The organism is Streptacidiphilus fuscans, assembly GCF_015690355.1.
GTDB lineage: Bacteria > Actinomycetota > Actinomycetes > Streptomycetales > Streptomycetaceae > Streptacidiphilus > Streptacidiphilus fuscans.
In genome coordinates this window covers 1-21,521 of the sequence record NZ_JADPRT010000007.1, presented here as the reverse complement: position 1 = coordinate 21,521, position 21,521 = coordinate 1, and the positions used below count along the sequence as shown (strand labels likewise).

The window sequence follows — 21,521 nt, the reverse complement described above, 5'->3', positions numbered from 1 at the left end:
TCGGCATCAGGCCGACGAGTCATGGCACGTCGCCCGAGTCAGGAGACTTTGCCGCCGAAGGCGATCTCGTTCCCGTCCGGGTCGTGGTAGCTGATCTTCTGGACGCCCTCGGGATACGCCTCCCGCCGCATCGGCTCCAGGCCCCGGACGGCGATCGCGGCGACGCGGGCGTCGAGGTCGTCTACGAAGAGCATGACCAGCGCGCCACCGGCCCGCGCGGGCTGCTCGACGACGTAGACGTAGCGGTGCTCGGCCACCTCCCAGACCGATTCCGTCGCATGCGGGGAGAACGCGGGCGGGCCGCCCAGCAGCCGTTCGTACCACTCCACCGCCGTCGCGTGGTCGCTGACGGGAACGCCCGCGAAGAGGTCGAGGCTCATACGGCCAGCCTAGTTCGCCATGACGCTCTCAGCCCTGCGGCGGGCGTCGCTGGGGTTGGAGCAGGCCGCGGTGGAAGGCCTCGCTCACGGCGGCGGCGCGGTCGCTGACGCCGAGTTTGGCGTAGATGTTGAGCAGGTGGGACTTGACCGTGGCCTCGGTGATGAAGAGCTTCGCCGCCGCCTCGCGGTTGGTCGCGCCGGAGGCGACGAGTTGCAGTACCTCGACCTCGCGCTGGCTCAGCGGACCCGTGGACGCGACGGCGTCCGCCGCGTTCGCGGGCGGCGCGCCTGCCGTCGCGGCTTCCGACCCGCGGACGCGGCTCATCAGCAGCGCCGCCACCGACGGTGCCAGCACCGCCTCGCCGCGCGCGGTGGCGCGGACCGCGCGGAGGAGGTCGTCGCGTGGGGCGTCCTTGAGCAGGTAGCCGCTCGCGCCCGCCTCGATGGCGGGCAGGACGTGGCTGTCGGTGTCGTACGTGGTCAGCACCAGGACGCGGGAGGAGCTGCCGCGCGCGGCGAGTTCGCGGATGGCGGTGACGCCGTCGGTTCCTGGCATGCGGAGGTCCATCAGCACCACGTCGGGCTGGAGTTGCTCCGTCAGCCGGACCGCCTCCGCTCCGTCCCCGGCCTCGCCGACGACCTCGAACTCCCGGTCGCCTGCGAAGAGTCCGCGCAGGCCGTCGCGCACGACGGGATGGTCGTCCGCGATCAGCAGCCGGATCACGTTCTCGCCGCTCACGCCTCAGCTCCTCTCAGCGGCGCGGGCACCCGCGCCGAGATCCCCGTGCCACCGCCCGGCTCCGACTCGATCTGCAAGGTCCCGGCCAGGCCCTCGATCCGCTGCCGCATCGCCACCAGCCCGAACCCTCCCTCCGGCACAGCCCGTTGCCCCGCGCGATCTCCTGGTCCAACGACGCGCGACGGCGAACCCGCCGCCACCTCCGCCCCGAACCCCGCCTCGACCCCCGACAGGTCGAAGCCGCAGCCGTCGTCCCTGACGTCCAGCGCCACCTCGTCCTCCAGGTAGGACAGGGTCACCCCGACCCGCGACGCTCCCGCGTGCTTCGCCACGTTGGCCAGCGCCTCCTGCGCGGTGCGCAGCAGCGCCAACTCCGCCTCCGGCGGCAGCGCGCGCACCGTCCCGGTGGTGGTGACCTGGACCGGGACGCCGTGCAGAGCCGACCAGCGCTCCGCCACGCCCGCCACCGCGTCGCCCAACCGGGCCCCGGACTCCAACGGTTCGGGGCGCAGCGCGTGGACCGAGCGGCGTGCCTCGGTCAGGCTCTCCTTCGCCAACCGCGTCGCCGCCTCGATGTGGCGCTGCCGGACCTCGGGCGCGTCGGCGGCGTGCTCGGCCGCGTGCTCGGCGGCGTGGAGCTGGGTGATGATCCCGGTCAGGCCCTGGGCCAGGGTGTCGTGGATCTCGCGAGCCATCCGCCGCCGTTCGTCCTGGACGCCCGCCGCGCGGGCCTGCGCCAGCAACTGCTCGTGCAGGGCCGCGTTCTCCGCCAGCGTCGCCTCCAACCGACGGTTGGCGGCGCTGACCTCGGCGAGGGCGCGCTCGCGCGCGTCGTGGTCGTGCGCGCGTCGCCGCATCACCACGGCGGCGGCGCACATCGGGACCACGTTGGCGAGCACGACGCCGAGGTACCCCAGCACGCCGACCGCAGTCGACTTGTCGATTCCGCTGCTCTGCGCCGTCCCGGCGACGACGGCCACCGCGGCGACCCCGGCGAGCTGGCCCGGCCAGGGCAGCAGTTGGAAGGCGTAGATGTATCCGGCAGGTGTGAAGAACCCGAACCACGGGTCCCTGACCACCAGCGCGGCGGAGATCGCGATGAGCACGACGAAGAAGACGGCCATCACGCGCGGCCGTTCGCGCCAGGCCGGATGCAGCGTGAAGACACAGAGCATCCAGGCGGCCGCCGCGCCGCACAGGATCAGGTCGACCGGCAGCGATCCGCGCTGGGTCGGGTTGCCCGCCTTCTCGGCGACGGTGACCAGGACCAGCAGCGCGAGCAGCAGATAGGGCACGACCGTGACCGCCGCTGACCACTGCCGCGTCAGACCGGTCGTGCCCTGCTGCGCCATGCCTGCGTCTCCCTGTCGGTTCACGAGGAACCGTTCGACCTCTCGCCAATGTATCGGCGTCAACGGGCGTCGGGCCCGTCAACGGCGAAGAGTGCGCGCGTCCGGCTGCTGTTCGCGATCACCACGACGCCGAGCAGCAGCACGCCGCAGACGCCCTGCTCGAACCGCATCCAGACGGGCAGCACGCCGGGCAGCGAGGCCATCACGGCGATCACCGCGACCATCACGCCCGAGGCGATCCGCAGCCTCCGGTACGCACCGCGTCGGCCGCGTGCGGAGCCGACGGCGAGGGCCAGCATCAGCAGCGAGGTCAGCGCGACGATCCCGCCCCGGATCCAGACGGTGGGCGTGACCAGATCGGCGTGCTGCCGCATGAGGTACGCGGCCACCAGCGTGGCCGCGCTCAGGGCGGCGTAGGCGCCGACCAGTCGCTTGACGGTACGGAACGCCTCGGCGGTGGTCGCACCGTGTACCTGGGCGGTGGCGGAGGCGGTGGTCTGCACGGTGTTCATCTCGGGAGCCCTTTCCTGTCCGGCCTTTCGGCCTCTTCCGGCTTGGCTCCAGATTCGCCGCGCGACCCCTGCTCCCACATCAGCCGTCCGCCGGGGACGAGGGCTGATCCTGCCGGTCAACCGGACGGCTGAGTCGACCCACCGAACGGTTGAGGCGGTGGGGCAGGTCAGCCGCCGGACGTCAGCCCCCGCGCGTCACTCGCGGCCGAGCGCTCCCCGCACCAGCTCCCGCGCCGCGTCCAGCTCGCGCAGCGCCGCTTCGAGGTGGGCCGGATCGGGCTGGTTGAGGTGGAGGCCGAGCTCGTGGACGGCGTCCGCCGCCGAGGCGAGCGCGCGGAGGAGGGGGCCGTTCTCGGTCATCACGGCACGGTCGATGTTGTGCGCCAGCCAGACCGACCCGGCCAGGATGTTGCTGGAGATGTGCGTCCGGCGTCGGAGGGAGTCGAGGTCCTCCGGTGTGTCGTGGTGTGCGATGGTCTCGCTGCGGTGCATGTCATTGCTCTCGGTCACAGCCGCCACACTAGGCGGCAACGCGGCAGCCCTCTCGCCCCGTTGTGGCGATCTTCACCGATATGCCATACGGGCAAGGGTTTTTGACGCACACTTGGTTCATGGCGCAGACGACTCGCGATCCGTCCAAGCCGTACGGCGGCCTGTGGACGCCCCCGGACAAGTACCTCGCGCCCGGCTGCAAGGGCGTCGACCCCGAAGAACCGCACGCCTGCGCGGTCGGCGTGCGCGTGGTCTCGGGCAAACTCATCGGTTGCGAACACGAGTGCCACGACCAGGAGGTCAAGCGCCTCAAAGAGGTCTCGGCCCGCTACGGCGACACCCTGACCTGACAGGCCGGGCTGACCCCACACCGGCCCCTCAGCGCTCGGACAGCGCGAGCTCCACGCCGAACCCGATCAGCGTCACGCCGGTCACCGCGTCCAGCGCCCGGCGGACCGCGTCGCGCCGGAGGCGGAGGTGCCGCAGCGCCGCGCGCAGCCGCGTGGTGCCCAGGATCAGCAGGCTGAACCACGCCATCCCCTCCACGTCGTGGACCAGCGCGAGCAGCAGGCCCATGGCCAGGTGCGACGCGTGGGGCGGGATGAACTGCGGCAGCATCGCGGTGTAGAAGACGCCGATCTTCGGGTTGAGCAGATTGGTCGTCAGCCCACGCCGGTACGAGTGCGACAACGGGGCGGCGGCCTGCGCGGACCCGTCGCCCACCGGCCCGCCGAGCGCCGCCTCGGGACGCCCGGCCGCGCGCAGCATGCCGACACCCAGCCACAACAGGTAGGCGGCCCCGGCGATCCGCAGTCCCAGATAGGCCTCCTGGGACACCGTCAGCACGGCGGTCGCGCCACAGGCCGCCGCGGCACCCCAGCACAGCGCCCCGGTGTTGATCCCGAGCGCCGTGGCGAACCCGTGCGCCCGTCCTCGCGCGGCGGCGCTGCGCAGCACAAGGGCCGTGTCCAGCCCGGGTATCAGCGTCAGCAGACCCGCGACGACGGCGAACGAGGCGAGGGCGGAGGGGAGCGTCATGCGGCCATCATCGCTCAGCCGCGCAGCCAGGCGGGCGTCAGAACGGACCGCAGTGCCGTGCCCCTGCGTTCGCCGCTGCCCTGCTGGGCGCGGACCCGGTCGACCAGGTCGGCTGCCGCGTCGTGCCACTGGCCGTGTTCGAAGGTGAACCCTGCGTCCCGCAGGGCTCCGGGCACCACCCGGCGGCTCTTGAGCAGCAGTTCGGCGTCGCTCCGGAGCACGAGTGCGCCGAGCCGCGCCATCTGACGGGTCGCGGGCAGCCTGACCGGCGTGCCCCACGCCTGGCGCAGCGCGCTCATGAACTCCCGCTGAGGCAACGGCTCAGGGGCGGCAAGATTCACCGGGCCGGAGAGGGCCGTGTCGCCGTCGGTGTCGCCGTCACCGTCGCTCTCGATCAGGAACCGCACCGCGCGGACGAAGTCGACGTCGTGGATCCAGGACACGTACTGTCCGCCGCCCGCGACGGGGCCGCCGAGGCCGAGCCGGGTCAGGCCGAGCAGGACGTCGAAGACGCCGCCCGTGTCCGGGCTCATCACCATCGCCGAGCGCAGGGCCACCTTGCGGGTGTGCGGCGTGGCGGCCAACTCCTGCTCGCGCTCCCAGTTCCGGGCGATCCGGATGCTGAACTCCCAGTAGCCGGGCACGTCCGGCTCGGTGCCGCCGAGCACACCGCGGGTCTCGTCATGCGCCGGCACGCCCTCGCCCGCGTGGGCGTAGATCGTCGCGGTGCTCATCTGCAGCCAGACCCGGGGCGGGCGCTCGGCCGCCGCGATCGCCTGACCGACGACGCGGGCGGAGTCGACCCGCGAGGCCATCATCTCGGCCAGGTTCGCCGGGCTGTAGCGGCAGCTGACGCTGCGTCCGGCCAGATTGACGACCGCGTCCGCGCCGTCCAGCGTGGCGGCCCAGGGGCCGAGTGTCCGGCCGTCCCAGGCCACCTCGCGGGCGTGGGTCGGGCGTCGGGTGAGCACCACCACCTCGTGTCCGTCCGCCTCCAGCGCACGGGTCAGGATGGCTCCCACCTGTCCGGTTCCGCCCGGAAGTATCACCTTCACACCGACCAGCTCCCCCTTCGGCACGCTGGGACGGGCCGAGCACGACCGCCCGGTCGCCCACTCCGGTCAGGAGCGTACGCCTGTCTTGAACGCGTTCAAAAAGCGGGGTGGCCCCGGCGCGCAAGGCGTCGGGGCCACCCGTCGAAGGAGCGTGGTCAGCTCTGCGTACTCGGCTCTGTGGGCCTCAGCCCTGCGCGCCGTGCCCGGCCAGGAAGGACTCGACCTCGGAGCGGACCTCCGGGGTGTCCAGGCCGCGCACGGTCAGCGTCGTGCGCCGGCGGAGGACGTCGTCCGCCGTGGCCGCCCATTCGTGGTCGACCGCGTAGGCGACCTGGGCCCACACGTCCGGGCCGTCCGGGTGGATCGGGCGGCCCAGCGCCGGGTCCTGGTCGATCAGGCGGGCCAGGTCGAAGGAGATGGTGCCGTAGTGGGTGGCCAGGTGGCGGGCGACCAGCGGGTCCATCCGGGCGCCGGGCTCGCGGTCCACCAGCAGGCGGTGGGCGACGGCGTTCGGGCTGCCGACGCCGGGGAGCGGGACGGTGCGCGGGATCGCCGACATGTCGTCGGCCAGGCCGGTGCCGGGCACGTGGGCGAGCTTCTCCAGCACCACGCGGCCGATGTGACGGTACGTCGTCCACTTGCCGCCGGCCACGGACAGCATGCCGCCGCGGCCCTCGGTGACGACCGTCTCGCGCTTGGCGGCGGCCGTCTGGCCCGGGCCGCCGGGCAGCACGCGCAGGCCCGCGAAGGAGTAGGTGATCAGGTCGCGGTCCAGGTGCTCGTCGCGTATCGCGTGCGCGGCCTCGCCGAGGATCTGGTCGACGTCGGCCTGGGTGGCGCGGACGTCGGCCGGGTCGCCGGTGTACTCCTCGTCCGTGGTGCCGAGCAGGACGTGGTCCTCCCACGGGATCGCGAAGGAGACCCGGTACTTGTCGATCGGGATGGTCAGCGCGGCGTGCCACGGGGCCTTGCGCTTGAGCACCACGTGCGCGCCCTTGGAGAGCCGGATGCTGGGCGCGGCGCCCGCGTCCTCCATCCGTCGCAGATGGTCCACCCACGGGCCGGTCGCGTTGAGCACCAGGCGCGCGTCGATGCCGAACTCGTCGCCGGTGAGGCGGTCGCGGACGTCGGCACCGGTGACCCGGCCGCCGGTGAAGCGAAGACCGGCCACCTCGGCGTGGTTGAGCACGACCGCGCCCGACTCGACCGCCGCGCGCACCGTCATCACGGCGACACGCGAGTCGTTCATCTGGTGGTCGCCGTAGACGGCGACCGAGCGCAGACCCTCGGTCTTGAGCGCGGGGACGGCCTGCCCGGCGCGGGCCGCCGTGGCGACGTGGCCCATGCCGTCACGGAAGGCGGAGAGCGCGGAGTAGAGGAAGACGCCCGCGCCCAGCTTCGGCGCGGAGTGCGGGCCGCCCTTGTACACGGGGACGAAGAAGGTGAGCGGGTTGACCAGGTGCGGGGCCACGTCGGTGGAGAGCGCGCGGCGCTCCTTGTGGTTCTCGGCGACCAGCTTGACCGCGCCGGTCTGCAGGTAGCGCAGACCGCCGTGGACCAGCTTGGAGGAGGCGCTGGAGGTCGCGCCCGCAAAGTCTCCGGCGTCCACCATGGCGACCCGGAGCCCCGACTGCGCGGCGGTCCAGGCGACGGCGGTGCCGAGGATGCCACCGCCGATGATGAGCAGGTCGTAGGTGGCGCTGCTCAGCAGTTCCCGCGCCTGGGCGCGGTCGGCCGTGCGGTTGGCCCCCAGGGTCGGCATGGAGTGCATCGGAAGATCCCTCAACTTCTCTGGTGGTGGTGCGAGGTGGAGCGAGGTCGAGCGTGGTGGAGCGTCGTGGAGCGAGGTGGAGCTTGATGGCGCGGTGTGGTGCGAACGGCGCGGCGGGCCCTCCCCGTGGCGGGGCCCGCCGCACCCGTCGCGCGGGCGTCCGGGCGTGCTGGTGTCAGCGGCTGGGAGCCGGGTCCTCGTCGATCCAGCCCATGGTCCGCTCGACGGCCTTGAGCCAGTTCTTGTACTCGCGGTCGCGCGTCGCCTCGTCCATCCGCGGCGTCCACTCGGCCGCGCGGTGCCAGTTGGCGCGCAGCGTGTCCAGGTCCGGCCAGAAGCCGACGGCCAGACCGGCGGCGTAGGCGGCGCCCAGCGCGGTGGTCTCGGCCACGAACGGGCGCTCGACCGGGACGTCGAGCACGTCCGCGATGTTCTGCATCAGCAGGTTGTTGCTGGTCATGCCGCCGTCGACCTTGAGCGCGGAGAGCGTGACGCCGGAGTCCTTCTCCATCGCGTCGACGACCTCGCGGGTCTGCCAGGCGGTCGCCTCCAGGACGGCGCGGGCCAGGTGACCCTTGGTCACGTACCGGGTCAGGCCGGTGATCACGCCGCGCGCGTCGGAGCGCCAGTACGGCGCGAAGAGGCCGGAGAAGGCCGGGACGATGTACGCGCCGCCGTTGTCCTCGACGGTCGAGGCCAGCGTCTCGATCTCGGCGGCGGTGGAGATGATGCCGAGCTGGTCGCGCAGCCACTGCACCAGCGAGCCGGTGACGGCGATCGAGCCCTCCAGGGCGTAGACCGGGGCCTCCTTGCCGATTCGGTAGCCGACCGTGGTCAGCAGGCCGTGGTAGGAGTTGACGACCTTCTCACCGGTGTTGAGCAGCAGGAAGGTGCCGGTGCCGTACGTCGACTTGGCCTCGCCGACGGCGAAGCAGGTCTGGCCGAAGAGCGCGGCCTGCTGGTCGCCCAGCGCGGACGCGACCGGCACGCCCGCCAGGTCGCCCACCGCCTCGCCGTAGATCTCGGCGGAGGAGCGGATCTCCGGCAGGACGCTCATCGGCACGTCCATCGACTCGGCGATCTTGTCGTCCCACTGCAGCGTGTGCAGGTTCATCAGCATGGTGCGGGACGCGTTGGTGACGTCGGTGACGTGCTTGCCGCCGTCGACGCCGCCGGTCAGGTTCCAGATGACCCAGGTGTCCATGGTCCCGAAGAGGATGTCGCCGCGCTCGGCGCGCTCGCGCAGACCCTCGACGTTGTCCAGCAGCCAGCGGATCTTCGGACCGGCGAAGTAGCTCGCGAGCGGGAGCCCGGTCTCGCGGCGGAAGCGGTCCTGACCGACGTTGCGGCCCAGCTCGCGGCAGAGCTCCTCGGTGCGGGTGTCCTGCCACACCAGGGCGTTGTGGACCGGCTTGCCGGTGTTCCTGTCCCACAGGACCGTGGTCTCGCGCTGGTTGGTGATACCGATGGCGCGGATGTCGTCACGCGTCAGCCCGGCCTTGGCCAGGGCTCCGGCGATCACGGACTTGACCCGGGTCCAGATCTCCTCGGCGTCGTGCTCGACCCAGCCGGGCTGGGGGAAGATCTGGCTGTGCTCCTGCTGGTCGACCGCGACGATCCGGCCGTCGGCGCCGAAGATGATGCAGCGGCTGGAGGTGGTGCCCTGGTCGATGGCCGCGATGTACTGGCCGGTGCTGGTGGTCATGTGTGTCCTCGTTGACAGTGGGGGCGGCGAGGGCCCTGCGGGGTGGCGCGTTCTCGGGTGTGCCTAGCCTGGTCGATCCGGCGGGTGGAGGCGGGTGGATCAGAAGGCCGCGTTGTAGATTCCGCCGGCGAGCAGCGCGCCGAGGATCGGGCCGACGATCGGGACCCAGGCGTAACCCCAGTCCGAGCTGCCCTTCTTGGGGATCGGCAGCAGCGAGTGGACCAGACGCGGGCCCAGGTCGCGGAAGGGGTTGATCGCGTAGCCGGTCGGGCCACCCAGCGAGAGGCCGATGCCGACCACGGTCAGGGCGGTGATCAGGATGCCCATGCCGGACAGGCCGAGTTCCTTGTTCAGCCCCTGCGTCAGGATCAGCAGGCAGAGCACGGTGGTGCCGACGGTCTCGGTGATCACGTTCTGGACCGGGTTCCGGATCTCCGGCCCGGTGGCGAAGATGCCGAGGGTGGGCTCGTCGTTCTCGTTGAACTGGCCCAGGTAGGCCAGCCAGACCAGCACCGCGCCGACGACCGCGCCGAGGAACTGTCCGGCCAGGTAGACCGGGACGTGGCTCCAGTCGCCGGTCTTGACGGCTATCGCGATGGTGACGGCGGGGTTGAGGTGGGCCCCGGACAGTGAGTTCGCGGTGTACGCGGCGACGAGCACGGCAAAGCCCCAGCCGAAGGCGATGGCGAGCCATCCCGCCCCTTCGGCCTTCGAGCGCTTCAGGGTGACGGCGGCGCAGACACCCCCGCCGAGCAGGATGAGTAGGGCGGTACCGATGAGTTCGCCGAAGAAGATATGGCTGTTGGACACAGCGGCTCCCAGTGCAGTTTGCGGCTCACGTTCGACAATGTCGACCGTTGTGCGAAAACTACGTGGCCCGCCGTGCCTGCGTCAATGCAGGTGCAGCCGTGGCTGTGGATGCGTCGAACAAACGGAACATTGCTCGCTCAACATAGACAAATCACCCGATCGGACGGCGGCAGAACACACCGAACGGACCGTCAGATCGAGAGCAGACCCCGCAAGCGCGGGACGTCAGAGCGGCAACGGGCGGGGCATCAGCAGGCGGGGCGCGTCAGAACCGCGGCGCGCCCAGGTCGCGGGAGATCGCGCGGGCCGCCTCGCGCACGGAGACGACCAGCTCCGGCCGGATCACGCCGTCGCGGCAGACCCGCTCGACCGGCCCGTTGAGCGCGACCGCACCGACCGGGTTGCGGCGCCGGTCCTGGATCAGCGCCGCGACCGACGCCACGCCGGTCCAGGTCTCCTCGACGGCCGCGCCCCAGCCGCGCTCGCGGATCTGCGCGGCCTCCGCGTCCAGGTCGGCCAGCTCGGTCAGGGTGCGCGGGGTGAACGCCTCGCGTTCGCTCTCCTGCAGCTCGGCGCGGGCGACCGGGTCGTGGGCGAACAGCACCTTCCCCAGCGCGGTGCTGTGCAGCGGCTGCATGCTGCCGACCTCCAGCACCTGCCGGGTGTCGTCCGGGCGGAAGACGTGATGCACGATCAGCACGCCGCGCTGGTGCAGCACCCCGAGGTAGACCGTCTCCCCGCTGGCCCGGGCCAGGTCGTCCGCCCAGACCAGGGCGCGGGCGCGCAGCTCGTGGACGTCCAGGTAGCTCTGGCCGAGCCGCAGCAGCTCGGCGCCCAGCTGGTACTTGCCGCTGTCCGGGTCCTGCTCGACGAAGCCCTCCTGCTGCAGCGTGCGCAGGATGCCGTGGGCGGTGCCCTTGGCCAGTCCCAGCGAGGCGGCCACGTCCGACAGGCCCAGCCGCCGCTCGCCGCCGGCGAGCAGCCGCAGGATCGCCGCCGCGCGTTCGAGCGACTGGATCGACCCGGCCATCGGAGGACCTCCCACTTCGGCTGAAGACAGCACCACGGAACGAACAGAACAGGGGACGGAACAGCGGTCGACAATGCCGACAGCGCCGTGCGTGACACCGAGTCTGCCAGCAAACCTGGTCAGGCAGCACACAGGCCCGCCCCGAAGGGCCGTCGAAGGCGTCTCAGCGGACGCGGATCCCCTGCGCCAGCGCGGCGATCTGGTCGGCCCCGACGCGGCAGCAGCCGCCGACCAGCCGGGCCCCGGAGGCGGTCCACTCGGCCACCCGGTCAGGGGAGAAGGTCGCGGGGCCGGACCAGGCGCGCGCCGCCGCGTCCCAGCCCTCGCCGCTGTTCGGGTAGACGACGACCGGCTTGCCGGACACCTCCGCCGCCAGCGCGACCGCATCGGCGGCCTCCTCCGGCGCGAGGCAGTTCACGCCCACGGCGACGACCTGCGCATTGCCGTGCGCCAGCGCGAACGCCTCGGCGAGCGGCTGCCCGGCCCGGGTCGAGCCGTCGGCCGCGCTGAAGGAGAGCCAGACCGGCACGTCCAGCGAGGAGACGGCGTCGAGCGCCGCCTCGGCCTCGTCGATGTCGGGGATGGTCTCGATCGCCAGCACGTCGGGTCGCGCCGACGCGAGCACCTCAGCGCGCGGCGCGTGGAAGGCGCGCAACTGCGCTCGGCTGAGCCCGTACCGGCCCCGGTACTCGGAGCCGTCGGCCAGCACGGCGCCGTAGGGTCCGACCGAAGCCGCGACCCAGCGCCGCCCCTGGCCGGGCACGTCGTCCGGTCCCGCGTCGGATCCCGTGTCGGGTCCCGCGTTGGGCACCCCGTCGGGCAGCTCGTCGGCGGCCTCCCGCGCCAGCGTGACGCTGCGCCGCAGCAGTTCCTCCGCCTCCGCGCGGTCCAGGCCGACCCGGGCGAAGCCCTCGAAGCTGGCCTGGTAGCTCGCGGTGATCGCGACCTGCGCACCGGCGGCGAAGTAGCGCCGGTGCACCGCACGGACGGCCGCCGGTTCGTCGCGCAGCAGCCGCGCGGACCACAGCGCGTCGGAGAGGTCGTGTCCGTCGGCGGCCAGCTCGTTGGACATGCCGCCGTCCAGCACCACCACGCCCCTGGCGAGCGCGTCGGCGAGCGAACCCTGGATGGACATCGGCGGACCTCCGGACGGACGAGCGGAGCAGGTGAGCTGGCCAACGGCGCGGGGCGGGCCACCGGTACTCCGGCAGGCCCGCCCCTTCGACGTCACCCCAACCCTATCCCCGCCGGTCGCCCGGCCACGTGGACGGGGTCACCGCTGCACGTTGAGCCGAGCCCCGCCGTCGACCGGCAGGACCACGCCCGTGGTGTAGGTGTTCTCGACCAGGAAGCCGATCGCGTGCGCGACCTCCTCGGCCCGGCCCGGACGGCCGACCGCCGTGGCCCCTGCCGCACCGGTGATGGCCTCGGCGCGCGCCTCCGCCGGGATCCAGTCCCACCAGGGCGTCTCGATCACGCCGGGAGAGACCGCGTTGACCCGGCGCGGGGCCAGCTCCGCCGCGAGGATCCGCGAGGCGGTCTCGACGGCCGCGTTCATCGCGCCGAGGACGACCAGGCCCGGTGCGCTCAGCTGCGAGCTGACCGCGCCGACCAGCGTCACCGAGCCGTCGGCGCGCAGCGTGCCGAGCGCGGCCTGGACGCTGAGCAGGTGGGCGAGGAGCTTGCCCTCGCTGTGCTTGCGTACCTCGGCGGCCTCCAGGTCTGCCAGCGAGGTGACCCCGCCGTTCCTGGTGACCGTGACCACGAGGTGGTTGAACGCGCCCACCTCCGCGAAGAACGCGGCGAGTTGCCCGCTGTCCGTCGCATCCACCGCCCGGCCCGTGACCGGGCGGTCGGCGCCCTGCGCGTCCAGCGTCTTCAGTGCTTGCGCGAGGCGTTCCTCGCTGCGTCCGGCGACGACGACCTCGTACCCCCGGTCGAGCAGCAGGTCCGCCGTCGCCAGGCCGATCCCCGAGGTGCCGCCGAGGATGACGACGCGCTCCGACGTGTGTGCCATGTCCGTCCCCACTTCATTCCGCTCGTGTCTCGTCACGAGTAACGAGACACCGTGCCTCGATTCTGTATCGAGACACCGTGTCTTGTAAAGTCGGCTCATGAACGTGAAGCCTCCCGGGCGTCCGCGCAGTGATGCGGCCCGTCGCGCGATCCTCGATGCCGCCGTCGCGCTCTGTGTGGACGGCGGCTATGCCAATGTCACGATGAAGGCCATCGCGGAGGCGGCCGGAGTCGGGCGTCAGACGGTCTACCGCTGGTGGCCGACCCGGGGTGCGGTGCTGTCCGAGGCGCTGGCCGAGGTCGGCGCGGCCCACGGCACCCCGCCGCCGAGCGGCGATCCGGTCGCCGACCTGCGCGTCTTCCTGGACGCCACGTTCCGGCTCGCCCACAAGGCCCCGGTCGCCGACATCCTGCTCGGTCTGACCTCCGACGCCTTCGCCGACGAGCAGCTGGCCGCCACGCTCCGCGGCTATATCGCCGGCCGGCGCGCACTGCTGGCCGAGGTGCTGGAGCGTCAGGGCGTGGACGGTTGGAAGGTGCCGGTCCCGACCGTCGTCGACCTGGTCTTCGGGGCCATGTGGTACCGGCTGATGAACCAGCACGGCCCGGTGGGGCCGAAGTTGACGCAAGAGGTGCTCGTCGTGGTCGCCGCGCTGCGGCAGGCGTAGCCGGCACGGAGGGCGGGGGTTTGGGCTGGTACTCCGGCGCGGCATGCGCTACGTTGTTCTCAGGCCGAGAAAGACTCGATCAGAGAAAAACTCGACCTGAGAACAACAGGAGTGGGCGAGTCGACGCAGTCGACCGACCCCGACCAGAAACCAACCCAATCGGAGCAACGCGCATGCACGAGGACGACGAGGCCGCGTGGCTCGCCGCGTACGACCCCCGGGCCTACGCGCCGATCGCGCTCACGGTCGACGTCGTCGTGCTGACGCTGCGTCAGGGACGGCTCAGCATCCTGCTCGTGGAGCGGGGCGGCCCGCCGTTCCAGGGGCGGTGGGCGCTGCCCGGAGGGTTCGTCAAGGCGGGGGAGGAAGGGCTGGACGAGGCCGCGGCGCGCGAGCTCGCGGAGGAGACCGGCCTCGCGCCCACCGCTCTCGAACGGGTGCACCTGGAGCAGCTCGGCTCCTACGGCGCGCCCGACCGTGACCCGCGCATGCACGTGGTCTCGGTGGCCTACCTGGCCTTCGCACCCGATCTGCCCGACCCGCGCGCCGGCGGCGATGCCGCCCGCGCCGTCTGGGTTCCGGTCGCCGGTCCTCACGGGGGTGGGACCGGCGACCGGGAGCTACCCGCTCCGCTCGCCGAACGCGAACTGGCCTTCGACCACGCGCGGATCGTCGCCGACGCCCTGGAGCGCGCCCGCGGCAAGCTGGAGTACACGCCGCTGGCCACCGCCTTCCTCCGGCCGGAGTTCACCATTCCCGAACTCCGTGCCGTCTACGAGGAGATCTGGGGCGAGCGCCTGCACCCGGGCAACTTCCACCGCAAGGTGCTCTCCGTGCCCGGCTTCGTCGAGGACACCGGCGCTACCGCGGAACGCGGCAACTCCCGCGGCGGTCCCCGCGCCCGCCTCTACCGCGCCGGACCGGCCACCCTCCTGCACCCGGCACTGCTGCGGCCGTGATCAGCTGCGGCCCTGATCGCGTCCAGGCGTGATCAGCTGCGGCCCTGATCACCGCGCCCGAAGTCAAGGGCGTGTGACGCGTTCCGTCGACCCTGGCGCGTCCTGCCCCGATCGTGGCAAGGTCAGCACAGGCGTTCCCACCTGCCCACCGACGCGCAGGTACGCCTGACGGTCGGAGGCACACGCAGCGCATGAGCACTGAAGAGACCACGCCGCTCTGGCGGCCGGACCCGGCCTCGGCCGCGGCCTCCCGGATGGCTGCCTTCCAGCGCTTCGCCGCCGAGTACTACGGCGCGCCCCGCCCCCAGGAGGGCCAGGACCCCGCCGTCGAGTACGCCGCCTTCCACCGCTGGTCGGTCGAGCACCTCGAGGACTTCTGGAGCGCCGTCACCCAGTGGTTCGACGTCCGCTTCACCACGGAGCCCGAGGCCGTGCTTGGGGACGCGACCATGCCCGGGGCCACCTGGTTCCCCGGCGCGAAGCTCAACTACGCCCAGCACGTGCTGCGTCACGGCGAGGACCCGCACAACGCCGACTCGCCCGCCATCCTCCACGTCGACGAGGCGCACCCCGAGCCGCGGGTCACCACCTGGTCGGAGTTGCGCCGTCAGGTCGGCTCGCTCGCCGCCGAACTGCGTCGCCTCGGCGTCGAGCCCGGCGACCGGGTGGGCGGCTACCTGCCGAACGTGCCGCAGGCCGTCGTCGCCCTGCTGGCCACCGCCGCCGTCGGCGCGATCTGGACCTCGTGCGCGCCGGACTTCGGCGCCCGCAGCGTGCTCGACCGGTTCCAGCAGCTCGAACCCGTCCTCCTCTTCGCTGTCGACGGCTACCGCTACGGCGGCAAGGAGCACGACCGCACCGACGTCGTCGCCGAGCTGCGCGCCGAGCTGCCGACGCTCCGTCACGTCGTGCACATCCCGCTGCTCGGCCGCCCCGCGCCCGAAGGCGCGCTGGAGTGGGAGGAGTTGACGAGCAGTCCGACCGTCCCCTCCTTCGAGCAGCTGCCGTTCGACCACCCGCTCTGGGTGCTCTACTCCTCGGGGACCACCGGCCTGCCCAAGGCCATCGTCCAGAGCCACGGCGGCATCACCGTGGAGCACCTCAAGCAGGCCGGTCTCCATCTCGACCTCGGCCCGGGGGACCGGTTCTTCTGGTACACCTCCACCGGCTGGATGATGTGGAACTTCCTGCTGGCCGGTCTGCTGGTGGGCGCGAGCATCGTCACCTACGACGGCAGCCCCGGCTACCCCACCCCTGACGCGCAGTGGCGCATCGCCGCCGACGCGGGGGTCACCGCGTTCGGTACCTCCGCCGCCTATGTGATGGCGTGCAAGAAGGCCGAGGTCCACCCGGGCCGCGACCTCGACCTGGCCCGGCTGAGGGCAATCGGCACCACCGGCTCCCCGCTCCCGCCCGACGGCTTCCGCTGGATCTACGACGAGATCAGCCCGGACGTGTGGCTCGCCTCGGTCAGCGGCGGCACGGACGTCTGCAGCTGCTTCGTCGGCGGCGTGCCGACGCTGCCGGTCTACCTCGGCGAGATCCAGGCCCCCAGCCTGGGCGCGGCCGTCGAGGCCTGGGACGTCGACGGCAAGCCCGTCGTCGGCGACGTCGGCGAACTGGTCGTCACCAAGCCGATCCCGTCCATGCCGATCCGCTTCTGGAACGACCCCGACGGCGTCCGCTACCGGGACAGCTACTTCGAGATGTTCCCCGGCGTCTGGCGCCACGGCGACTGGATCACCGTGACCGAGCGCGGCACCGTGGTCATCCACGGCCGCTCCGACTCGACGCTCAACCGGCAGGGCGTCCGGATGGGCTCCGCCGACATCTACGAGGTGGTCGAGCGGCTGCCCGCCGTCAAGGAGTCCCTGGTCATCGGCCTGGAACTGCCCGACGGCGGCTACTGGATGCCGCTCTTCGTGGTGCTGGCCGAGGGCGCGGAGCTCGACGACGAGCTGCGCACGGCGGTCCGCGACGCGCTGCGCACACAGCTGTCGCCACGGCACGTCCCGGACGAGATCATCGCCGTGCCCGCGCTCCCGCACACCCTCACCGGCAAGCGCATCGAGGTGCCGATCAAGCGGATCCTGGGCGGCACGCCGCTCGCCCAGGCCGTTAACCCCGGCTCCATCGACAACCCCGACGCGCTGCGGATCTTCGAGCAGTACCGCCGCTGACGGTCAACTGATCGTCCGAGGGCCGCTGTGCCGGGTCACACCCGGCACAGCAGTTCGCCGTGCAGCACGCTGAACCAGCCGCGCGGGTCCTGCGCCCAGCTCTGCCAGGCAGCGCTGATCCGCTCCAGCTCCTCGCGCCCGGCGAACCCCTCGGCCACCGCCTGCTCGGCGATCGCGGAACCGGTGATCCGCTCCGCCCACATCCCGCCCCACCAGGCACGGTCCTCCTGCGACGAGAAGCACCAGGTGGACGAGGACGCCTCGACCTGCTCCGGCGCGAAGCCCGCGTCGAGCGCCCAGGAGCGCAGCATCCGCCCGGCGTCCGGCTCGCCGCCGTTGGCGCGGGCGACCCGGTGGTACAGCGCGTTCCACTCGTCCAGCTCCGGCAGCGACGGGTACCAGACAAACGCCCCGTAGTCCGAGTCGCGCACCGCGACCACGCCGCCCGGACGACAGACCCGCCGCATCTCGCGCAGCGCCTGCACCGGGTCCGCGACATGCTGCAACACCTGGTGCGCGTGCACGACGTCGAACGACGCGTCGGGGAACGGCAGCGCGTGCACGTCTGCCGTCTCGAACCGGACCCCGGCCGACTCAGGTACCGCCTCGGCCGCCTTGGCCAGTACCTCGGCGGAGATCTCGACCGCCGTGACCAGACCCGGCCCGACCCGCTCGGCCAGCCCGGCCGTGATCGTGCCCGGCCCGCAGCCGACGTCCAGCACGGACAGGCCCGGCTTCAGCTCCGGCAGCAGGTGGCCGGCGGAGTTCTCCACGGTGCGCCAGGTGTGCGAGCGCAGGACGGACGCGTGGTAGCCGTGGGTGTACTGCTTCTGATGCTCGGTCATGTCTGCCTCCCTGGACATCGACCATAGATCAGGTCTCAGTGAGTGAGAACAAGTGTCTTGCATGACAAGACGCCCTCATCAGAACGGCAGGATATGGCGTGGCGGGTGGCCGTCCTCCTGCGGGAGGATCGACGTACAGAGCTGTACGAGAGGAACACACATGACACACGAGGCGGCGCCGGCTGCGACCGAACGGTCGGTTCCCGCAGGTCGGTCACCTGGTCCCGAGCAGACCAGGAACTTCCTCTGGCCCGCCCTCGGCATCGTCTACGTCGTCTGGGGATCCACCTACCTCGCCATCCGGATCACCGTCGAGACCATGCCGCCGTTCCTCTCGGCGGCCCTCCGCTTCCTCACCGCCGCGGTCCTGCTGGCGGGCCTGGTCGCCTGGCGCTCGGGGCCGAGCGCCCTGCGGGTGACCCGAAGGCAGCTCGCCTCCGCTGTCGTCGTCGGCCTGCTGCTGCTTGTGGGCGGCAACGGGCTGGTCGTCCTCGCCGAGACCCGGATCCCCTCCGGGCTGGCGGCGCTGCTGGTCGCCGCCGTACCGCTCTGGGTCATCGTGCTGCGCACCCTCTTCGGCGACCGCCCGCGTGCCGCGACCTTCGTCGGCGTGCTGATCGGCTTCGCCGGGCTGATCGTGCTCACCCTGCCGGGCACCTCCGGCGCGGTCCGGCTGGTCGGAATCATCGCGGTGCTCTCCGCGGCCCTGCTCTGGTCGATCGGCTCGTTCCTCTCCTCCCGCCTGCCGATGCCCGGCAACCCCTTCACCGCGAGCGCCTACGAGATGCTGGCCGGTGGGCTGGGCGACCTCGCCGTCGGCTTCTTCCGCCACGAGCACCTGGACTTCGGCGCGGTCAGCACCAGCTCCTGGCTGGCCCTCGCCTACCTCGTCGTCTTCGGCTCCCTGGTCGCCTTCAGCGCCTTCGCCTGGCTGCTGCAGACCGCGCCGCTCTCCCTGGTCGCCACCTACGCCTACGTCAACCCGGTCGTCGCGGTCGCGCTCGGCTGGCTGATCCTCAACGAGCAGGTGACCTGGTCCATCGCCGTCGGCGGCGCCATCGTGGTGGCCGGAGTCTGCGTCGTCGTCTCCACCGAGGCCCGCACGGCACGCGCTGCGCGAACGCCGGAGCGGGCCCCCGCCCCGAAGGACGAAGGCCCGCTCACGTCGTAACCGGTGGCCCGCACCGGTGCCTCACTCCCCGGAGAGCACCTGGTTCGCCGCCGCCCGCGCCTCGGCCGCACTGTCCGCGGCCCGCGCGGCGGCAGCGGCCCGCTCGCACTGGGCCAGCGTCACCTTGGCCAACTTCGCCCGCACGTACGGGATCGACGCCGCGCCCATGGACAGGCTGGTCACGCCGAGACCGGTCAGCACGCAGGCCAGCACCGGATCCGAGGCGGCCTCGCCGCAGACGCCGCAGCTCTTGCCCTCGGCACGGGCCGCCTCCGCGGACAACGCGACCAGGTCGAGCAGCGCCGGCTGCCACGGATCCTGCAACCGCGCCACCGCGCCCACCTGCCGGTCGGCCGCAAAGGTGTACTGGGCAAGGTCGTTGGTACCCAGCGAGAGGAACTCGACCTCCCGGAGGATCGACCGCGCCCGCAGCGCCGCCGAGGGGATCTCCACCATCGCGCCGAACTTCGCCTGCAGCCCCGCCTCACGGCACGCATCGGCGAAGGCCTTTGCGTCCTGGCGGTCGGCCACCATCGGGGCCATCACCTCAAGGTGCACCGGCAGACCCTCCGCCGCTCGCGCCAGCGCCCGCAGCTGGGTCCGCAGCACCTCGGGGTGCTCCAGCAACGACCGCAGACCGCGCACGCCCAACGCGGGGTTGGGCTCGTCGGCCGGAGTCAGGAAGTCCAGCGGCTTGTCCGCCCCCGCGTCCAGGACCCGCACCACGACGCGCCCTTCGGGAAACGCCTCCAGCACCGCGCGGTAGGCCTCGACCTGGGCGTCCTCCGACGGAGCCTTCTTCGAGTCATCCAAGAAGAGGAACTCCGTACGGAAGAGACCCACACCCTCCGCTCCCGCCTTGACCGCGGCCGGTACGTCCACCGGGCCGCCGATATTGGCCAGCAGGGGAATCAGGTGCCCGTCCGAGGTCCGGCCCGGGCCTGTGGACGCGGCCAGCGCCGCCTTCCGCTCCGCCGCCTCGCGCCGCAACCGCTCCTGCGTCTCCGTCGACGGGTCGACGATGACCGCGCCGCTGCTGCCGTCGACCGCGACCACCACGCCCTCCGGCATCGCGGTCGCGCCGGGCATCGCCACCACGGCCGGCACCCCGAGCGCTCTGGCCAGGATCGCGCTGTGGCTGGTCGGCCCGCCCTCCTCGGTGACGAAACCGAGCACCAGCGTCGGGTCCAGCAACGCCGTGTCGGCGGGGGCGAGATCACGTGCGATCAGCACGTACGGCTCGTCGCTGTCCGGCACACCCGGCATCGGCACACCCATCAGCCGGGCGACGATCCGGTTCCGCACGTCGTCCAGGTCCGCGACCCGCCCGGCCAGGTAGTCCCCGGCCGCCGCCAGCAGCGCCCGGTACGCGGCGAACGCGTCGTAGACGGCGCGCTCCGCGCTGCTGCCCACGGCGATCCGCCGCTCCACGTCGGCCATCAGCTCCGGGTCGAGCGCCATCAGCGCCTGGGCTTCGAGTACCGCCTGTGCCTCGCCGCCCGCCAGGTTGCCGCGCGCCTGCAGATCGGCGGCGACGGCGTCCACCGCCCGCTTGGCCCGAGCCTGCTCGCGCGCCGCGTCCTCGGTCGGAATCTGCTTGGCCTCCGGCTCCAGCACCGCCGTGCCCATGTGCCGCACCTGGCCGATCGCCACGCCGTGGCTCACGCCCACGCCCTGCAGGGTCTCTGTCATCACACCGGTCTCCGCTTTGAGTCTCCGTCGTCATCCCGCTCTACCGCTGAATCACTGCCAGGTGAAGAGCGTGTCGCCCACCGCGATGTCCCCGGACTCCCGCAGCCCGGAAAGCTGGTCGGCCAAGGCCTCCAACGCGACCACGGGGCAGATGGACGACTTCCCCGCGGCCTCGACGGCGGTCGGGTCCCACTTGACGACCGGCTGCCCGCGCTTGACGGTGTCGCCCTTCTGCACGAGCAACTCAAAACCCTCGCCGTTCAGCTGAACGGTGTCGATACCCAGGTGCGTCAGCACGCCGTGCCCCTGCTCGTCCAGCACGACGAACGCGTGCGGGTGCATGGACACCACGATGCCGTCGACGGGGGAGACGGCCTCACCGGGACCGGGCGCGGGCTTGATCGCGGTCCCGGGACCGACCATGGCGCCGGAGAAGACGGGGTCAGGAACGTTCGCGAGCCCGATGGCCTCGCCGACCAGAGGTGACGTCACGGTCGTCATGGTTGAGCCTCCTAGATGGCGGAACCCAGGACGCGAGCCCTCAAGGGCGCACGCCGGGAATCAGCCTAAATCATGTCAACATCGGACACTCCGGACCTAAAGCTCCGAGTTGTCCGCCCAGGTCAGGACGGCTGGTCCCCGACCGGGCAAGATCGGCGAGAGGTCTAGACCACTGCGCCGAGCCGACTCTACGTCATTCGAGTGACGGATGCCGATTTGCTCCTACGGACAGCTCCCTGTAACTTCTTCGTTGTGCCCGGCGCCGACCGGGACAAATCACGAAGGAAGCGCCCGGAGGGCCCGGTGAAAACGGGACCGAAGGAAGCGTCCGTTCCTTGAGAACTCAACAGCGTGCCAAAAGTCAACGCCAGTTACTTTTGAGAACAAATTTTCAGCGAGGACGCTGTGCACGGGTCCGCTCATTCCGGCGGATGCTGTGCCGCTCTGCGTTGGATGTCCCGATTACGGGAAAGCATTCACGGAGAGTTTGATCCTGGCTCAGGACGAACGCTGGCGGCGTGCTTAACACATGCAAGTCGAACGGTGAAGCCCTTCGGGGTGGATCAGTGGCGAACGGGTGAGTAACACGTGGGCAATCTGCCCTG

General features: G+C 71.9%; 21 protein-coding genes and 1 rRNA gene. 6 read left to right on the top strand and 16 right to left on the bottom strand.

Going from position 1 to position 21,521, the window contains the following annotated elements; all coding sequences use genetic code 11:
- Window positions 1-38 precede the first annotated feature (38 nt).
- The 5 genes from I2501_RS17900 to I2501_RS17880 form a co-directional block, all read right to left on the bottom strand.
- Window positions 39-380 carry a VOC family protein gene (locus I2501_RS17900; RefSeq protein WP_196195089.1) on the bottom strand — a complete coding sequence of 114 codons (342 nt, stop codon included), beginning with the start codon at window positions 378-380 and terminating at the stop codon, window positions 39-41.
- Window positions 381-408: 28 nt separating this feature from the next.
- Window positions 409-1,119, bottom strand: coding sequence for a response regulator transcription factor (locus I2501_RS17895; RefSeq protein WP_328806435.1), 711 nt, complete (start codon window positions 1,117-1,119; stop codon window positions 409-411).
- Window positions 1,116-2,471: a sensor histidine kinase gene (locus I2501_RS17890; RefSeq protein ID WP_196195088.1), complete on the bottom strand. Its 1,356-nt coding sequence runs from the start codon at window positions 2,469-2,471 to the stop codon at window positions 1,116-1,118. Before I2501_RS17890 ends, I2501_RS17895 begins: the two co-directional genes overlap by 4 nt.
- Window positions 2,472-2,530: 59 nt before the next feature.
- Window positions 2,531-2,983 (bottom strand): hypothetical protein, encoded by a 453-nt coding sequence (locus tag I2501_RS17885; RefSeq protein ID WP_196195087.1) that lies wholly within the window; start codon window positions 2,981-2,983, stop codon window positions 2,531-2,533.
- A gap of 195 nt (window positions 2,984-3,178) precedes the next feature.
- Entirely contained in the window at window positions 3,179-3,493 is a 315-nt protein-coding gene (locus tag I2501_RS17880; RefSeq protein ID WP_196195086.1) for a hypothetical protein, read from the bottom strand.
- A gap of 101 nt (window positions 3,494-3,594) precedes the next feature.
- Between I2501_RS17880 and I2501_RS17875 the strand changes: the two genes are divergently transcribed.
- The gene (locus tag I2501_RS17875; RefSeq protein WP_196195085.1) at window positions 3,595-3,825 is read left to right on the top strand and encodes a hypothetical protein; all 231 of its coding nucleotides are present in this window, start codon (window positions 3,595-3,597) and stop codon (window positions 3,823-3,825) included.
- Window positions 3,826-3,853: 28 nt separating this feature from the next.
- On the opposite strand, the gene I2501_RS17870 is transcribed toward I2501_RS17875, so the two are convergent.
- The 8 genes from I2501_RS17870 to I2501_RS17835 all read right to left on the bottom strand — a co-directional run bounded on the left by I2501_RS17870 (window position 3,854) and on the right by I2501_RS17835 (window position 12,901).
- Window positions 3,854-4,513 carry a LysE family translocator gene (locus I2501_RS17870; RefSeq protein ID WP_196195084.1) on the bottom strand — a complete coding sequence of 220 codons (660 nt, stop codon included), beginning with the start codon at window positions 4,511-4,513 and terminating at the stop codon, window positions 3,854-3,856.
- 14 nt (window positions 4,514-4,527) lie between these two features.
- Window positions 4,528-5,568 carry an epimerase gene (locus tag I2501_RS17865; protein ID WP_196195083.1) on the bottom strand — a complete coding sequence of 347 codons (1,041 nt, stop codon included), beginning with the start codon at window positions 5,566-5,568 and terminating at the stop codon, window positions 4,528-4,530.
- Window positions 5,569-5,752: 184 nt separating this feature from the next.
- The gene (locus tag I2501_RS17860) at window positions 5,753-7,339 is read right to left on the bottom strand and encodes a glycerol-3-phosphate dehydrogenase/oxidase (RefSeq protein WP_196195082.1); all 1,587 of its coding nucleotides are present in this window, start codon (window positions 7,337-7,339) and stop codon (window positions 5,753-5,755) included.
- Between the two features lie 175 nt (window positions 7,340-7,514).
- On the bottom strand, window positions 7,515-9,044 hold the full coding sequence (glpK, locus tag I2501_RS17855) for a glycerol kinase GlpK (RefSeq protein WP_196195081.1): 1,530 nt from the start codon (window positions 9,042-9,044) through the stop codon (window positions 7,515-7,517).
- 99 nt (window positions 9,045-9,143) lie between these two features.
- Complete coding sequence (locus tag I2501_RS17850) at window positions 9,144-9,854, bottom strand: MIP/aquaporin family protein (RefSeq protein WP_196195080.1); 711 nt, start codon at window positions 9,852-9,854, stop codon at window positions 9,144-9,146.
- Between the two features lie 265 nt (window positions 9,855-10,119).
- The gene (locus I2501_RS17845; protein ID WP_196195079.1) at window positions 10,120-10,884 is read right to left on the bottom strand and encodes an IclR family transcriptional regulator; all 765 of its coding nucleotides are present in this window, start codon (window positions 10,882-10,884) and stop codon (window positions 10,120-10,122) included.
- A gap of 163 nt (window positions 10,885-11,047) precedes the next feature.
- Window positions 11,048-12,019 carry a homocysteine S-methyltransferase gene (gene mmuM / locus I2501_RS17840; RefSeq protein ID WP_196195078.1) on the bottom strand — a complete coding sequence of 324 codons (972 nt, stop codon included), beginning with the start codon at window positions 12,017-12,019 and terminating at the stop codon, window positions 11,048-11,050.
- Window positions 12,020-12,157: 138 nt separating this feature from the next.
- Window positions 12,158-12,901, bottom strand: coding sequence for an SDR family oxidoreductase (locus I2501_RS17835; RefSeq protein WP_196195077.1), 744 nt, complete (start codon window positions 12,899-12,901; stop codon window positions 12,158-12,160).
- 97 nt (window positions 12,902-12,998) lie between these two features.
- Here I2501_RS17835 and I2501_RS17830 point away from each other — a divergent pair, with 97 nt between their 5' ends.
- From I2501_RS17830 to I2501_RS17820, 3 genes are all read left to right on the top strand, one after another.
- Window positions 12,999-13,568 carry a TetR/AcrR family transcriptional regulator gene (locus I2501_RS17830; protein WP_196195076.1) on the top strand — a complete coding sequence of 190 codons (570 nt, stop codon included), beginning with the start codon at window positions 12,999-13,001 and terminating at the stop codon, window positions 13,566-13,568.
- 173 nt (window positions 13,569-13,741) lie between these two features.
- Window positions 13,742-14,527: an NUDIX hydrolase gene (locus I2501_RS17825; protein WP_196195075.1), complete on the top strand. Its 786-nt coding sequence runs from the start codon at window positions 13,742-13,744 to the stop codon at window positions 14,525-14,527.
- 191 nt (window positions 14,528-14,718) lie between these two features.
- A complete protein-coding gene (locus I2501_RS17820) occupies window positions 14,719-16,707 on the top strand; it encodes an acetoacetate--CoA ligase (protein WP_196195074.1) in 1,989 nt (662 codons plus the stop codon).
- 35 nt (window positions 16,708-16,742) lie between these two features.
- Here the strand turns inward: I2501_RS17820 and I2501_RS17815 are convergent, their stop codons facing one another.
- Window positions 16,743-17,552: a class I SAM-dependent methyltransferase gene (locus I2501_RS17815; protein WP_215909746.1), complete on the bottom strand. Its 810-nt coding sequence runs from the start codon at window positions 17,550-17,552 to the stop codon at window positions 16,743-16,745.
- A 160-nt stretch (window positions 17,553-17,712) separates the two neighbouring features.
- Between I2501_RS17815 and I2501_RS17810 the strand changes: the two genes are divergently transcribed.
- Window positions 17,713-18,723 (top strand): EamA family transporter, encoded by a 1,011-nt coding sequence (locus I2501_RS17810; protein ID WP_196195072.1) that lies wholly within the window; start codon window positions 17,713-17,715, stop codon window positions 18,721-18,723.
- A 21-nt stretch (window positions 18,724-18,744) separates the two neighbouring features.
- On the opposite strand, the gene ptsP is transcribed toward I2501_RS17810, so the two are convergent.
- Both ptsP and I2501_RS17800 read right to left on the bottom strand, forming a co-directional pair.
- Window positions 18,745-20,415 (bottom strand): phosphoenolpyruvate--protein phosphotransferase, encoded by a 1,671-nt coding sequence (gene ptsP / locus I2501_RS17805; protein ID WP_196195071.1) that lies wholly within the window; start codon window positions 20,413-20,415, stop codon window positions 18,745-18,747.
- Between the two features lie 51 nt (window positions 20,416-20,466).
- Window positions 20,467-20,916: a PTS sugar transporter subunit IIA gene (locus tag I2501_RS17800; RefSeq protein WP_196195070.1), complete on the bottom strand. Its 450-nt coding sequence runs from the start codon at window positions 20,914-20,916 to the stop codon at window positions 20,467-20,469.
- Window positions 20,917-21,391: 475 nt separating this feature from the next.
- Between I2501_RS17800 and I2501_RS17795 the strand changes: the two genes are divergently transcribed.
- A 16S ribosomal RNA gene (locus tag I2501_RS17795) occupies window positions 21,392-21,521 on the top strand; the annotation flags it as partial.

What these genes read in the sequence shown, in the direction of transcription:
- I2501_RS17900 (WP_196195089.1), bottom strand. Translation starts at nt 380, where the DNA reads ATGAGCCTCGACCTCTTCGCGGGCGTTCCCGTCAGCGACCACGCGACG.
- I2501_RS17890 (WP_196195088.1), bottom strand. Translation starts at nt 2,471, where the DNA reads ATGGCGCAGCAGGGCACGACCGGTCTGACGCGGCAGTGGTCAGCGGCG.
- I2501_RS17885 (WP_196195087.1), bottom strand. Translation starts at nt 2,983, where the DNA reads ATGAACACCGTGCAGACCACCGCCTCCGCCACCGCCCAGGTACACGGT.
- I2501_RS17875 (WP_196195085.1), top strand. Translation starts at nt 3,595, where the DNA reads ATGGCGCAGACGACTCGCGATCCGTCCAAGCCGTACGGCGGCCTGTGG.
- I2501_RS17870 (WP_196195084.1), bottom strand. Translation starts at nt 4,513, where the DNA reads ATGACGCTCCCCTCCGCCCTCGCCTCGTTCGCCGTCGTCGCGGGTCTG.
- I2501_RS17860 (WP_196195082.1), bottom strand. Translation starts at nt 7,339, where the DNA reads ATGCACTCCATGCCGACCCTGGGGGCCAACCGCACGGCCGACCGCGCC.
- glpK (WP_196195081.1), bottom strand. Translation starts at nt 9,044, where the DNA reads ATGACCACCAGCACCGGCCAGTACATCGCGGCCATCGACCAGGGCACC.
- I2501_RS17845 (WP_196195079.1), bottom strand. Translation starts at nt 10,884, where the DNA reads ATGGCCGGGTCGATCCAGTCGCTCGAACGCGCGGCGGCGATCCTGCGG.
- mmuM (WP_196195078.1), bottom strand. Translation starts at nt 12,019, where the DNA reads ATGTCCATCCAGGGTTCGCTCGCCGACGCGCTCGCCAGGGGCGTGGTG.
- I2501_RS17835 (WP_196195077.1), bottom strand. Translation starts at nt 12,901, where the DNA reads ATGGCACACACGTCGGAGCGCGTCGTCATCCTCGGCGGCACCTCGGGG.
- I2501_RS17830 (WP_196195076.1), top strand. Translation starts at nt 12,999, where the DNA reads ATGAACGTGAAGCCTCCCGGGCGTCCGCGCAGTGATGCGGCCCGTCGC.
- I2501_RS17825 (WP_196195075.1), top strand. Translation starts at nt 13,742, where the DNA reads ATGCACGAGGACGACGAGGCCGCGTGGCTCGCCGCGTACGACCCCCGG.
- I2501_RS17820 (WP_196195074.1), top strand. Translation starts at nt 14,719, where the DNA reads ATGAGCACTGAAGAGACCACGCCGCTCTGGCGGCCGGACCCGGCCTCG.
- I2501_RS17815 (WP_215909746.1), bottom strand. Translation starts at nt 17,552, where the DNA reads ATGACCGAGCATCAGAAGCAGTACACCCACGGCTACCACGCGTCCGTC.
- I2501_RS17810 (WP_196195072.1), top strand. Translation starts at nt 17,713, where the DNA reads ATGACACACGAGGCGGCGCCGGCTGCGACCGAACGGTCGGTTCCCGCA.
- ptsP (WP_196195071.1), bottom strand. Translation starts at nt 20,415, where the DNA reads ATGACAGAGACCCTGCAGGGCGTGGGCGTGAGCCACGGCGTGGCGATC.
- I2501_RS17800 (WP_196195070.1), bottom strand. Translation starts at nt 20,916, where the DNA reads ATGACGACCGTGACGTCACCTCTGGTCGGCGAGGCCATCGGGCTCGCG.